Consider the following 13,418-nt stretch of genomic DNA (forward strand, 5'->3'; position numbering starts at 1 on the left):
CCGCTGGTGCGGACTCCTTGGCGAACAATGCCGCAGGGTAAACCCGATGCCCAATCCCAGCGGCATTGTTGAAAGGATTTTGCTATATTTCCATAAAATCCGCCGGACTTCACATAGCGCGGCGTTAGGCAACATATGAATCGAACAGTGGTTTTTTTGGGAATATGTTTTCTTATGTTGACTTCAAAAACAATTTGCCAAGTGACCTCAAATCAGTACGGAGTAGAAATCGACAAATTACTCCAGAATAAAAATCCAGATTACCACAACGGACTAAAAAACATTCTTTCAGACTACCAACAAGAACTAATCTCAAAGGGAATAATTCCAGATGGGACTTACCAAAGCTATGCTGGACTATTAAAACAAATATCCACAGAGGAAAAGCCCGAACTTTCAATTGCCTATGACCTAAAAGAATCTCTTGAAGGACTGGGAAACGGAATCAGTAAAATTATGCCCTCCATCGAAAGTAGTTTGATTGCAAAAAATTACCTGAACCCGGATAATTCAAAGGATTTCATCTTTAATCAAAAGATTTCGGAATTAGTTCAAAATGGACAGGAAATGGACCGCTCTATTTTTGCAAGAACCTTACTCGAAGTATATGACGAGAAGGACTTTGAACTGCCTCTCGTAAAACTAAAATTTTTCCGTTTTCTAGACCCAAAATCGGACTTTATCGTTTACTCGTATATCGGCCGACCAAATCCAAAATAAATACGTTGCCTAACAATGGCTATAATTCATTGCTAGATTCTAGCTAACTTGAAACCTCAAAACAAACAAAACGGCAGGATTTCATACGGACATTTCCCGTTGGGAAAGTCCGCAACGAAATCATAGCCGAGCCCGTTAGCAAATATTAATGAATTATCTTCCTTTCGAGAACATAGAAATCCAAACCAGTAAAACCAAAGAGGAAATACTAAGGCTTTTGGAAAATAATATTGAGCCCAACGAAACACTTGGCTTTATAATTAATAAAAGTTCAAATCAGGATTACGAGGGTATAATTGATAAGAGCTATTCTGAATTCAGAATACGCCGAATTTTAAAAAGTGGACGTAATTCTTTTATTCCAATTGTTTATGGAAAACTAAAAGAAAAGGGGAATGGTTTAACTGTAAGTTTAAAAATCAGATTACAAAAGGTTGTGGCAGGACTTTTTATTTTCATGAGCATTTTTGCACTTGGAATGGTTATAATTTCTTTTAATTCCAAGTCTGAATCCAAGGAAATTATTGAAAAGATTTATCAGGACCCAGATTTGAGACAAGAATTAAAAAACAATAAGGAATTACAACAAATCTACAATTCTGGAGGATTTGACTGGACAGCTCTCATCCTACTATTGTTCTTATACGCCATGACAATGTTTTTCTTTAATCGTGAAGCGGAAAAAGCCAAGGACGATTTGAAAAGAATGATAAATTAAAATAACATTTGCTAACAAGGTGTATAATTAATTGCGGGCGGAATTTCCACATGGAAATTCCTGCAATCAATTATCTTCGGTACGGGCGGACATATTCCGTTGGAAAAGTCCGCAAATAATCATACACAAGACCGTTGTACACAAGCTAAAAACTGAACGAAATGATAGAATATGGAACGCATTTCAAAAATGTAAAAAAGGAATTTAAAGAGCTTATTGAACTTCGAAAAAAATCGTCTAGTAGAGATGAAAAAGCTGTTCAAGAATTTATCGAAAAAAATCCATTTTGTATTTTATCTGCTTTGGGTGGTATTGATGCGAATTATGCATTTTTAGGTAATGTTGTTATTTCTCAACCACAATTAAAAAGTGCTGATGGCGATAGAGCACCAGATTTTTTAATTGTTTCAAGAAACTCTCTAAATCTATACTTTAACTTCATTGAGTTAGAAGACCCTTCAAAAAAAGTTTTTAAAGCTACTGAACAATGTCCTTCTTCTGATTTTATGCAAGCATATAACCAATTAAAGCAGTGGAGTTCTTTTTCAAAAAATGAAGTACAAAATTATTGTGCTGAATTACTTCGAACCCTATTTAAGGACAATTTCAACAATACACCTGAAAAGAAAATTCACTACAATCATATTCTTGTTTATGGATTTTCTGATGAAATAACGAAATTAGGAGAAAGGTATAATAATCTTTTGCAAGAGTACTTTAATGAATCTAATCTCAAACATTGTACATATAGCAGAATGATTAATGAACTACGATTTAACCAACCATTCTTTACTGTAAAAAAAGATGTGAAATCAAATAAATTTAAGGCTATTGGATGTACACCTTTCAGAAGTTACAAAATTGATGAATGGTCCGAATTTCATAATATAATTGACAAGGAAGTCGTAATAAATGAATCTGAATATTTTACAGAGGATGAAAAAAAGAAATTAATAAATGAAATCAGTGAACTCGACAACAAAACAGTTAAAGAAATAATTGATATAAATATTAATAGTCCAGGTATTACAATTACTAATTTTGGAGATTTGGACATTTAAAAGCCAGTGTACAACAATGGCTATAAGTAATTGCTGGTTCTCGCCTACTTCTGAAAATACTCACGGATATTCAGCGTAGTGTGTAATTGTAAAGTTAAGTGCGAACCTACGCAACTACTCATAGCCGGAGACGATGATGTCGAATACGCCTGCGGCGTACTTTTGCTGCACTGCTGGCGCAGTCACCGCACCAAAAGCGAGTCGACATCATCGCCGCGCTATGCCAGATTGCAAAGACCGCAGGATAAGGGACATTCTTGACAATATCGCCGCAACGGCTCAACTACTCGACATATCGGGACGCTATATGCAATCTGGTCGACTGATTTTATTCCCAATACCGCAAAATCCACAAGGAAACGTCCGCTGGTGCGGACTCCTTGGCGAACAATGCCGCAGGGTAAACCCGATGCCCAATCCCAGCGGCATTGTTGAAAGGATTTTGCTATATTTCCATAAAATCCGCCGGACTTCACATAGCGCGGCGTTACCTGCAAGCTATAAAATCGAAATGCACAAAATTCTATACGAAATTTTTGAACTGGAAAGTGCCGAAAAGTACAATCAGGCATTTTCTGAATATCAAAAACTGATTTCGGAAAACAAAGCGGATTTTGAAACTTGGAAATTTTATTTTTTCTTTTTGTGGTCAATGCTAGAAGATGTAAATGGAAAATTTACAAAGGATATTGACTTACGGACTGAATTAGAAACGGAATTGAATAGTGGACTGAAAAAATATTCGGACTTGGCTGAATTTAACTTTATTACAGGTTATGCAGTTTCAATATTTCCTTATGAATTTGGTGACTATGAGGAATTGGATAAAAAAGGACGTGAAATGCTTAAAAAAGCGTCGGAATTAGAACCAAATAATCCGATTTACAAAATGGTATATTTAGGTTCACAAGAACCAACTGAAATAAATCAAACGGAATATCAAAATGCTTGTGAAGAATCTGAATCCAAAGTTCGGGAGATATATAATGGAAATGGACTTTTGAATGAATATTTTAAACAAGTATTGGTAAGAAGAAAAAAAGCCAGCAGGTAACAATGGCTATAATTCAGCTTTCCCTTTGCACAAAACGAAAACCATAACTTTAAAAAACGGCTGGATTCCGAACTTGGAAAATCCTGACGGATTTGCCAAGCCGAAATCATAGCCGAGACCGATGATGTCGAATACGCCTGCGGCGTACTTTTGCTGCACTGCTGGCGCAGTCACCGCACCAAAAGCGAGTCGACATCATCGCCGCGCTATGCCAGATTGCAAAGACCGCAGGATAAGGGACATTCTTGACAATATCGCCGCAACGGCTCAACTACTCGACATATCGGGACGCTATATGCAATCTGGTCGACTGATTTTATTCCCAATACCGCAAAATCCACAAGGAAACGTCCGCTGGTGCGGACTCCTTGGCGAACAATGCCGCAGGGTAAACCCGATGCCCAATCCCAGCGGCATTGTTGAAAGGATTTTGCTATATTTCCATAAAATCCGCCGGACTTCACATAGCGCGGCGTTGTAAACAATTTTCAAAAAGTAACGAAACATAAAAATCAAACTATAACCACAAATCTATTTATGAAAAAAATTGTACTATTCTTTTTGTCTGTCTTTTTGATAGCTTGTTCCTCTTCATCAGATCAACCGTTGCGTACAGGAAATTCTATTACTCTTTTCCAACTTACCATTAATGGAGAATTGGTAAATGGCCAGATAAATCAGTCAAATAATTCTATCGTATTTAATGTGATTGATGCTAATCTGACATCTTTGACACCAACCATAACCATCTCAGAAGGAGCTACAATTAATCCCTCTCTCAATTCTTCCAGAAACTTCAATGAATCAGTTAGATATACGGTAACTGCAGAAAATGGAATAGAAAGGGAATATGTTGTCATTGTGAATAATACTATTCGTAGTAGTGAAAATTTTATTACCCTTTTTCAATTTAACGTAAATGGAGAAACGGTTAATGGGGAAATCGATCAAGAAAACAATACGGTTAGATTTGATTTAGTCGGGGCAGATGTATCTACTCTTGCTCCGACTGTAGAAATCTCCGAAGGCGCAAGCATAGCGCCGAACTCTGGAATTTCACAGGACTTTAGTGAAAGTGTTTTTTATACAGTTACAGCTGAGAACGGTGAAGAAAGAAGATATGAAATTAATGTAAGCAACAGACCCTTTAGTACTGGTAATGAAATTATTAGTTTTATAGTTACCATAAACGGCGAACCTATTGAGGCTCGAATAGATCAAGACATAAACGAAATTGCATTTGAAACTGGGTCTTTTAACATTTCTGCATTAGTTCCAGAAATTGAAATTTCTGAAAATGCAACGATAGCCCCAGCCTCAGGGGAAACAGTTGATTTTTCTGTTCCAGTGACTTACACAGTGACCGCCGAAAATGGAGTCAGTACGCAATACACTGTTGCAATCAACCAAGCATATAAGATAAATGCATTCACTTTGGTCGGTCCAAGGTTTGGAGCCCAACTGTTATTTACCAGAGCGGAAATGTTCATTGATTTAGACTTTCTAGATCCATTGGAACCTGAAGTGGAATTATTTCTCGATGACGGTTCTATGAGAGTAGACTTGCCAATTCTTGAAACCGCTTCTTTTGAAAATCAGAGGATTATTACAAACCGAGTCACAACCAAAATACCTAAAAGCGCAAGTACGAGCACAAATTATAGGATAGTGTATAAAAACAGTGATATATTAATAGAATCCGATTTTTTCATTGATGTTTTGGCAGAAAATTCGCCTGAAATTATTTCAGTCAACCAAGATTCCTACCGTGAAGGGGATACCCTTATCGTCACCGGTGAAAATTTGACCGATTTTATTGGGGTTCCTTCAAATGGCTCATTCTTCTTATTCAATCCCCAAGGAAATATTGATGTAGAACTTAATCCGGAGAGGACAGAATACCGCTTACTGATGGAAGGTTCTTTCTCGCGTTCTGCGTTTTTCCCTTTCGATGCAGTCACCAGAGACGTAATTTTTATGACTCCAGAAAGGAGATTGGGAGATCAAATTACAATCAATATTGATTAAAATTCTTATGTTCAGCATCTTAGTATAAACCTCACAAACCGACCAGAACGAATGACATTTTCTAAGAATGCAATCAGAATAAAATCCTTGTGTATTTTTCTTCTTATCATTTCTTGCTCTCGAAGTGATGATTCATCAAACAATGGTTCTTCAAATAACCCTCCAGATAATTTTGTGTTATTAGAAATAAGAAACAACGCATTAGATGTTTCACTTAACCCACAATTTTCTTGGGGGAGAGCAACAGATCCCGAGGGGGATTCTGTCACATATAGCTTTTTATTAGAGGTTGGTAATGGAACTCCAAACAATGTCTTGGCTTCCAGCTTACAAACCACGGATTTCACTGTTAATAACAGTTTAGAAATTAATACAACGTATTCGTGGCAAGTGATTGCATCAGACGGAAATGGGGGTACTACGAACAGCGAAGTGTTTTCATTTACTACAAGAGAAAATCAACCACCTGAGGATTTCAATTTACTAGAAGTCCCTAATAGTGAAATGAATGTTGTCTTAAATCCAACATTAATCTGGGACAATGCGATTGATCCAGATGGAGATACGATTACTTACGATTTATTATTGGATGTGGGCAATGAAAATCCCTCAACAATAATCGCGAATGACATACAACAAACAACATTCGAAATATCTGAAAATCTAGACCATAGTACTACGTATTTTTGGCAGGTAATTGCGCTAGACAATCAGGGCAATAGTACTTCAAGTGAAGTATTTTCTTTTACAACAAGATTGTTTCGTGAAACATTAGTGACAAGGGAGGCCCAATTTTCCACTCGCACGGAACATGGTTTAATTGAATTCAATGGGAAGCTATGGGTCATAGGTGGTTTTCATGCATCAAATGGAGCCGTAAACGGTGGGTTGTTGAATGACGTTTGGTCGAGTACCGATGGTGTAACTTGGACTGAAGAAGTGCCAAATAATTCAGCAGAGTCCTTTACCCCGAGAGCCGACCATACCACTATTGTCTTTGATAACAAAATTTGGGTAATAGGAGGTGGCGGAATAAATTCAAGGTTAAATGATGTATGGTCTTCTCCTGATGGTAAGAACTGGACTCAAAATATTGAAAACGCAGCATTTTCTGAGCGAATTGGGCATACCAGTGTGATTTTTAACAATAGAATATGGATAATTGGAGGAAGGGATGTATCATCGAATTATTTGAATGATATATGGTCTAGTTCGGACGGAATAACTTGGAATTTAGAGACCGGTGATGCAGCCTTCGCACCAAGAGGTTTCCATACAAATGTTGTATTTCATGACAAAATGTGGGTAATTGGAGGTTTTGATATAGTTAATGGCGATTTAAATGATGTTTGGTCTAGTTCTGATGGAGCGAATTGGTCATTGGAGACCATAAATGCAGATTTTCAACCAAGACGCGGACATTCTTCGGTTGTGTACAAAAATAGGATGTGGGTTATTGCTGGGGTCATAGGTAACGATATATGGTCCAGCAAAGATGGTATTATTTGGAAGCAGGAAACGGAAATAGTAGAATTTAGCCGTAGGGCAGAACAAGCCAATTCAGTGTTTGACGATAAACTATGGATAGTGGGCGGTTGGATGGGCAGTCTTGTAAACGACGTTTGGTTTTTCGATTAAAAAACTGTTTACAACACGGTGTATAATTAATTGCGGGCGGACATTTTCCGTTGGAAAAGTCCGCAACCAATCATACACATGACCGATGTCTCCGGCCCGAAAAACCAACTTTCGGAACATTTTTTGCTTTCCTAAAAGTAAATTATTGTTTACCTTTGGTTTTGGATTGAAAACAAAACTGAATGAAATGTTCCCAACTTTATCGAATTCTGACAAAAGACGGTTGGTATCCTGTTTCACAAAAAGGCTCGCACGTAAAAATGCGACACGAAACTAAAAAGGGAACTATCATCTTCCCGAACCACGGGAGTCAGGAAATGGGTAGAGGGTTGGAAAAGAAAATACTCAAGGACGCTGGAATTAAAAGATAAGTTATGGCAAGAAAGAAAAAAATAAATTTGACCGTTGAGAAAACCGATACTGGATTTTCCGCATTTTCGGAAGACTATCCAATCTTTACAACTGGAAAGTCCATTCCCGAATTGATAAACAATGCGTATGAGGCGACCGAATTTTACTTTGAGGAAGAAAAGGTAAAAGTCGAGCCGAACGACATAAAATTTGAAATTGATTTTAAGCAGTTCTTCAAATATTACAAAGTTCTAAACGCAAAGTTTCTTGCCGAAAAAATTGGGATGAACGCAACATTGCTGTCCCAATATGTGCAAGGACACAAAAAACCGTCTGCGAAACAGACCGAAAAAATTCTGAGCGGAATTCACCAAATCGGACAGGAATTGAGTGGAATAAATTTATTGCAAACCGCCTAGCCAAATGTAAAAAGCACTTGCTACAACAATGGCTATAAGTAATCGCTTGTTCTCGCCTACTTCTGAAAATCCTCGCGGATTTTCAGTTTGGTGTGTACTTGCAAAGTTAAGTGCTAACCCACGCAACGAAATCATAGCCGAGACCAATATGGCACAATATTGAAATTTGGAATTGATTCTGTTTTGGTGTATTTTTACACCAAAACATTGTACAATGGCCAGACAGAGCATTTCTTTCACGAAACCCAATGATGAGTGGTTGAAATCCCAAGTGGACAATCAAGAGTATTCCAGTAAAAGTGAATTGGTCAATGACCTTGTGCGACAGGCAAGAAAACAGCAAGCGAAAATTGACTGGATCAGGGCAAAATTGGAAAAAGCCGAAAAGAGTGGATTTACCAACGACGGAAAGGACGATGTTTTAAAACAGTCCAAAGCACTGCTCAATGGCTGATTACAGACTGAGCAACGAAGCTAAAAAAGACTTGATTCGGATTCACCAATACGGAATAGCAAAATTCGGACTTACCCAAGCGGACAAATATTTTGAAACCTTTTTTGAACATTTCGACATGATAGCCCAACGCCCATATTCATTTGAATCTGTTGATTATATAAAAAATGACTACAGACGCTGTGTTTGTGGAGTGGACAGCATCTTCTACAGAATAAATGGGGAATTTGTTGAGATTATGGCCATAATCGGGAGACAGGACTTGGACAATGTTCTCTAATCTTAACGGAAATAAAAATACTGTTGCCAACACGGTGTATAATTAATTGCGGGTGTATATAAGCCGCCCACAAGATCGTTACCGCCAATTTTATTTTCTCCCTATTTTTGCCCCATGTCAAAACTAAACGTCTGCGAGCTTTTTGCCGGGGTCGGCGGGTTTCGTCTCGGCCTTGAAAACACAGACCATTATCAAGTGGTTTGGAGCAACCAGTGGGAGCCCTCGACCAGGGCCCAGCATGCCTCATGGGTGTACGAAGCGCGCTTCGGGGGTCAAAATCATAGCAATCTTGACATCGAAACCATTGCTACAAACGAGATTCCTGATCACGACATTTTAGTGGGAGGCTTTCCCTGCCAAGACTATTCGGTTGCCACCACCCTAAAAAACTCAAAAGGGCTTATCGGCAAGAAAGGCGTGCTGTGGTGGAGCATCCACCGAATTCTGGAAGAAAAAAAGAACAAGCCCAAATATCTGTTTTTTGAGAACGTCGACCGGCTTTTAAAATCCCCCGCAACGCAAAGAGGGCGCGATTTTGCTGTGATGCTGAAAAGTCTTTCCGATTTGGGCTATGCCGTTGAATGGCGGGTCATCAATGCGGCCGATTACGGTATGCCGCAACGCCGAAGACGGGTTTTCTTTTTGGGCTATCACAAATCTACGGCCCTTTACGAATCGCTAAAAACCACCTCAGAAAGCGATTGGTTGATGGACAAGGGCTGTATTGCAAAAGCTTTTCCTGTGGAAACCCCATCAGAATCACCTGAACTTTTTGAATTGAAGCACGATTTGGTCTCCCTTTCAAAAAAATTCAACCTTGGCATGCCCTCTTCTCCTTTTTTGAACACTGGGCTTTGTGTTGATGGCAAAGTGTTCACAATGAAAACCACACCCGATTTCAGCGGTACAACAACATCTCTTGCCGATATTTTGCAAAATGGCGAGGTCACCGAAGATTTTTTTATCCCAAAAGAGGAACTCTCGAAATGGGCATATCTCAAAGGCGCCAAAAAAGAGCTGCGCACCAGCAAAACTGGATATTCCTATAATTATTCTGAGGGCAGCATGGTGTTTCCCGATGCCCTGAACAAACCTTCACGCACCATTATTACCGGTGAAGGGGGTAAATCGCCCTCTCGATTTAAGCATGTGGTACAAACCGAAAAAGGCTTGAGAAGACTGACCCCTGTTGAGTTGGAACGCTTGAACATGTTTCCTGACGACCATACCAAATTGGACGGCATCACCAACACTAAAAGGGCTTTTTTTATGGGCAATGCACTGGTGGTGGGCGTGGTCGAGAAAATCGGTGCGGCTTTGGCAGAGAAAATACACACGGTCGACTGATGGGGTTAAAAAGCTCGTTCCGTTCAGATTTGAAAAAAGAACAGCGCCTTTCTTTGCTTTTGGATGGATATTACGCCGCTCATTTGAAACATTACACCTTTGAGAGGGTCGTCGACAAAAAATCACAATTACAGGGCATTGATGTTCGGTTTACAGATAGGGAAACGAAAAAGGTTTTTAACATTGACGAGAAAGCCCAATTGGATTATCTGAATGAAGATTTGCCCACTTTTGCCTTCGAAATCTCGTATAAAAAAGAGGGTCGGCTAAAGGAAGGATGGCTTTTTGATACGACCAAAGAGACGGATTTCTATGCTTTGATAACGGGCATATTCACTGACGAACCACATCATCATGCCTATTGTAAGATTACCTTTGTCAATCGAGAAAAATTGATTGATTTTCTAAATGATAGGGGTCTAACCCACAACCTGCTTTTAAATCAGCTGACAACCCTCAATGAAAGCCACGGTAAGATTGCCATTGAACAACTCGATGAAAAGAGGGAAGGCTATCTGTTCCATTCCAAATCAAATAAAGCGGAGCAACCTTTGAACCTTGTTCTAAAACTCGATTGGCTCATTGAAAACCAAATTGCCAAACGTTTTGTCTGATTTCTGTTAAGTCGTTGTTAATCAGTTTTGCAGATTTTGATTTCTTCCATTTTTTCTTATTTTATAGGTTATGGTAAAAAAGGACAAAGAAGAAAACACAGCATTTTTAGAGAAATCGATCAACCATCTTGAGGCCATCGGATTTGAAAATATCAAAGCCGATCTAGATGGCTATGAAACCCCAAAATCGTATGTGCGAAAAGGAAGTGATTCTAAAATCACGCCCGATATCGTTGCAGTAAAAAACGGCCGAAAATACTTTTTTGATATCAGCTTAAAGTCAGAAAAACCAAGGTTATTGAAAACAAAGTGGTTGTTTTTGGATACCCTGAGCCGTATGAACTCAAACCGGTTTAGAATTATCACCACAAGGGGCCATTACCGCTTTACAGACACCATGCTTGAGGATATCAATCTGAGCAACAAAGAGCCCATCAAGATTTAGTTCGGTACACCATTTTAATGTGTGGTATTCCATCTTCTAAATATTCTGCACCCTTACTGACAAAGCCCAAATCATTATAAAATTTGGTCAGGTAGCATTGTGCGGAAAGCGCAATCGTGTCTTCCTGCATTTCGGTCGTGATGTAGCTTATCGCACTTTTCATCAAAGCCGATGCCAAGGCTTTTCCGCGATACTCTTTTTTTACCAAAACCCTGCCAATACTGGCATTTTCAAAATAGTCACCTTTTTTGAACACCCTGGCATAGGCAACCAATCTGTTCTTTTCTTTACCAAAAACATGATACGCCCTCATATCTTTTCTATCCACATCTTGATACGCACATTCTTGTTCAACAATAAAGACTTCGTTGCGCAACGCCAGGGCCCGGTAGAGCTCTTCTTTGGTAAGTTCGTCAAAGGTTTTGATCGTTATTTCCATTAATCTTGAACAATGATGTTTTTATCATCACATTTGCCAAACTCTGGCTGAATGTTGACGTGGTTGATGCCAAAGTCATGATACGCTTTTTCTTCGATAATGCTTAAAATTCTGTCAAACTCTGAAAGTTTGATGTCTTCTGTAAAATCGATATGGGCCTCAAGATGTGTTTCTTCTTCATTCAATTGCCAAATATGTACGTGGTGTACGTTTTTTACTTCCTCTATTTTGCAAATTTCAGTGACGATGTCTTTAACGATAATAGATTTTGGTGCAAAAAGCATAAGCACCTTTGTCGATTCTTTCAACAAATCATAGCCCATATAAATAAGGTACAGTGCAATGAGCAGGGTCAGCAACGAATCAATCCAGAAAATTTGAAAATACTTCATGAGCAGCCCCCCTACAAAAACAGCAATAGAGGCCATCATGTCGGTCAACAAGTGTAGGTACGCTGATTTCATGTTCATGTTGGTGTGTGCCTCTTTTTGAATCAAAAAGACACTGAAACCGTTTGCCATGATGGCCAAAACAGAAAGCCAAATCACCAAATTCGAATCAATTGTCTGAGGGTCAAAAAAGCGTTTAATAGCCTCAACGATTAAAAACACGGCAACAACAATCAAGGTCGCAGAGTTTATAAATGCAGCCATTATTTCCGACCTCTTATATCCAAATGTCTTATTGGCTGTAGCTTTTTTTTTGGTAAGTCGACTGGCAAGGTAGCTGATAATCAACGATATGACATCACTAAAGTTGTGAAGTGCATCTGAAAGCAGGGAAAGACTTCCTGATATGAATCCACCAATCACCTGGGCAACGGTAATCAATACATTTAAGAGTATTGCTATACCTAATTTCTTGCCTTTTGTGACACCATGGTAATGGTGATGATTATGGTGGTGCCCCATGGTATCAAACACATGGTATTTTCTCTACCCTTCGTTCATGCCTGCCGCCCTCAAATTTGGTGTTCAAGAATGTTTCTACCATATCGAGTGCCTGGGGCAGAGCAATGAACCTGGCCGGAAGGCTCAGAATATTGGCGTCATTGTGTTCTCGTGCCAATGCTGTGATTTCTTTGTTCCAACAAAGTGCGCCTCTTACTCCTTGGTGTTTGTTGATGGTCATTGACGCTCCGTTGCCGCTTCCACATACAACAATGCCAAAATCTACGGCACCTGACTCCAAATCATTGGCTACCGGATGCACAAAATCAGGATAGTCGACACTATCGGTGCCATCGGTGCCATGGTTGATGACTTCAATACCCTTGGATTTCAATAAACCCACAATGGCTAACTTATATTCTGTTCCTGCGTGATCGTTTCCAATGGATATTTTCATCTTTTTAAAATTTTACAGTTTGCTGAAACTGAAGAAACTAAAAATTTCCGCACATTTCAGGCCCTTGATTTTGTGTACTGCAAAGGTACAACACTTTTAAAAGTGTGCTGTTGAAAAATAAAACATTAAAATGTTCAATAATCTAAAAGTCAATCTTTTATGCGCCACTTCCTTTTGTTAAAAGCTTCTTGAAAATTCATAATGGTTTGATTTCTTTGTCTGGTTTTATTTGTGCAATACAAATTAATTATTCCGTTTTCTAAAAAATCCTTTAGAAAATACTATCAAATTATCCACTTTAAATTACAATAAATTAACATTGTACAACCATAAAATTTTCAATAGAATAATGTTGACATTACTTTTACATAATGGTTGATAAACATATCAAGAGTTTGATTTATAGCTTTTTTGTATTTTAAAAAATGTCAACAAATTTTTGAAGTTGTTCATGTCAAGAATAACATGAAAAAATTGTTCAACAAATTCACAAACCATAATCA

The 13,418-nt window shown here is 38.5% G+C and carries 15 protein-coding genes; 12 read left to right on the forward strand and 3 right to left on the reverse strand.

The window, feature by feature from the left end; genetic code table 11:
• Positions 1-201: 201 nt before the first annotated feature.
• The 12 genes from AAAH86_RS07010 (at position 202) to AAAH86_RS07065 (ending at position 11,129) form a co-directional block, all read left to right on the forward strand.
• Positions 202-720, forward strand: a complete 519-nt coding sequence (locus AAAH86_RS07010) for a hypothetical protein (RefSeq protein ID WP_343486850.1) — start codon at positions 202-204, stop codon at positions 718-720.
• A gap of 148 nt (positions 721-868) precedes the next feature.
• The gene (locus AAAH86_RS07015; protein ID WP_343486851.1) at positions 869-1,438 is read left to right on the forward strand and encodes a hypothetical protein; all 570 of its coding nucleotides are present in this window, start codon (positions 869-871) and stop codon (positions 1,436-1,438) included.
• Positions 1,439-1,599: 161 nt separating this feature from the next.
• Positions 1,600-2,499: a Shedu anti-phage system protein SduA domain-containing protein gene (locus AAAH86_RS07020; RefSeq protein WP_343486852.1), complete on the forward strand. Its 900-nt coding sequence runs from the start codon at positions 1,600-1,602 to the stop codon at positions 2,497-2,499.
• Positions 2,500-2,632: 133 nt separating this feature from the next.
• Entirely contained in the window at positions 2,633-3,553 is a 921-nt protein-coding gene (locus tag AAAH86_RS07025) for a hypothetical protein (protein ID WP_343486853.1), read from the forward strand.
• Between the two features lie 537 nt (positions 3,554-4,090).
• On the forward strand, positions 4,091-5,581 hold the full coding sequence (locus tag AAAH86_RS07030) for a DUF5018 domain-containing protein (protein ID WP_343486854.1): 1,491 nt from the start codon (positions 4,091-4,093) through the stop codon (positions 5,579-5,581).
• A 51-nt stretch (positions 5,582-5,632) separates the two neighbouring features.
• The gene (locus AAAH86_RS07035) at positions 5,633-7,219 is read left to right on the forward strand and encodes a kelch repeat-containing protein (RefSeq protein ID WP_343486856.1); all 1,587 of its coding nucleotides are present in this window, start codon (positions 5,633-5,635) and stop codon (positions 7,217-7,219) included.
• Positions 7,220-7,593: 374 nt separating this feature from the next.
• The gene (locus AAAH86_RS07040; RefSeq protein WP_343486857.1) at positions 7,594-7,989 is read left to right on the forward strand and encodes an XRE family transcriptional regulator; all 396 of its coding nucleotides are present in this window, start codon (positions 7,594-7,596) and stop codon (positions 7,987-7,989) included.
• 214 nt (positions 7,990-8,203) lie between these two features.
• Positions 8,204-8,443 (forward strand): type II toxin-antitoxin system ParD family antitoxin, encoded by a 240-nt coding sequence (locus AAAH86_RS07045; protein ID WP_343486858.1) that lies wholly within the window; start codon positions 8,204-8,206, stop codon positions 8,441-8,443.
• Positions 8,436-8,723, forward strand: coding sequence for a type II toxin-antitoxin system RelE/ParE family toxin (locus AAAH86_RS07050; protein ID WP_343486859.1), 288 nt, complete (start codon positions 8,436-8,438; stop codon positions 8,721-8,723). Before AAAH86_RS07045 ends, AAAH86_RS07050 begins: the two co-directional genes overlap by 8 nt.
• A 114-nt stretch (positions 8,724-8,837) precedes the next feature.
• Positions 8,838-10,070: a DNA (cytosine-5-)-methyltransferase gene (dcm, locus tag AAAH86_RS07055; RefSeq protein WP_343486860.1), complete on the forward strand. Its 1,233-nt coding sequence runs from the start codon at positions 8,838-8,840 to the stop codon at positions 10,068-10,070.
• The gene (locus AAAH86_RS07060) at positions 10,070-10,684 is read left to right on the forward strand and encodes a hypothetical protein (protein WP_343486861.1); all 615 of its coding nucleotides are present in this window, start codon (positions 10,070-10,072) and stop codon (positions 10,682-10,684) included. Before dcm ends, AAAH86_RS07060 begins: the two co-directional genes overlap by 1 nt.
• Positions 10,685-10,754: 70 nt before the next feature.
• A complete protein-coding gene (locus tag AAAH86_RS07065) occupies positions 10,755-11,129 on the forward strand; it encodes a hypothetical protein (protein WP_343486862.1) in 375 nt (124 codons plus the stop codon).
• On the opposite strand, the gene AAAH86_RS07070 is transcribed toward AAAH86_RS07065, so the two are convergent.
• From AAAH86_RS07070 to rpiB, 3 genes are read right to left on the reverse strand one after another with little or no spacing between them, the layout of a single operon-like run.
• On the reverse strand, positions 11,119-11,568 hold the full coding sequence (locus AAAH86_RS07070) for a GNAT family N-acetyltransferase (protein WP_343486863.1): 450 nt from the start codon (positions 11,566-11,568) through the stop codon (positions 11,119-11,121). The two genes, AAAH86_RS07065 and AAAH86_RS07070, sit on opposite strands and share 11 nt — an antisense overlap.
• The gene (locus AAAH86_RS07075) at positions 11,568-12,479 is read right to left on the reverse strand and encodes a cation diffusion facilitator family transporter (RefSeq protein WP_343486864.1); all 912 of its coding nucleotides are present in this window, start codon (positions 12,477-12,479) and stop codon (positions 11,568-11,570) included. The genes AAAH86_RS07070 and AAAH86_RS07075 overlap by 1 nt, the downstream gene beginning before the upstream one ends.
• Before the next feature lie 4 nt (positions 12,480-12,483).
• Entirely contained in the window at positions 12,484-12,915 is a 432-nt protein-coding gene (gene rpiB, locus AAAH86_RS07080; protein WP_343486865.1) for a ribose 5-phosphate isomerase B, read from the reverse strand.
• Between the last annotated feature and the right edge of the window lie 503 nt (positions 12,916-13,418).

Source organism: Allomuricauda sp. d1, assembly GCF_039592695.1.
GTDB lineage: Bacteria > Bacteroidota > Bacteroidia > Flavobacteriales > Flavobacteriaceae > Flagellimonas_A.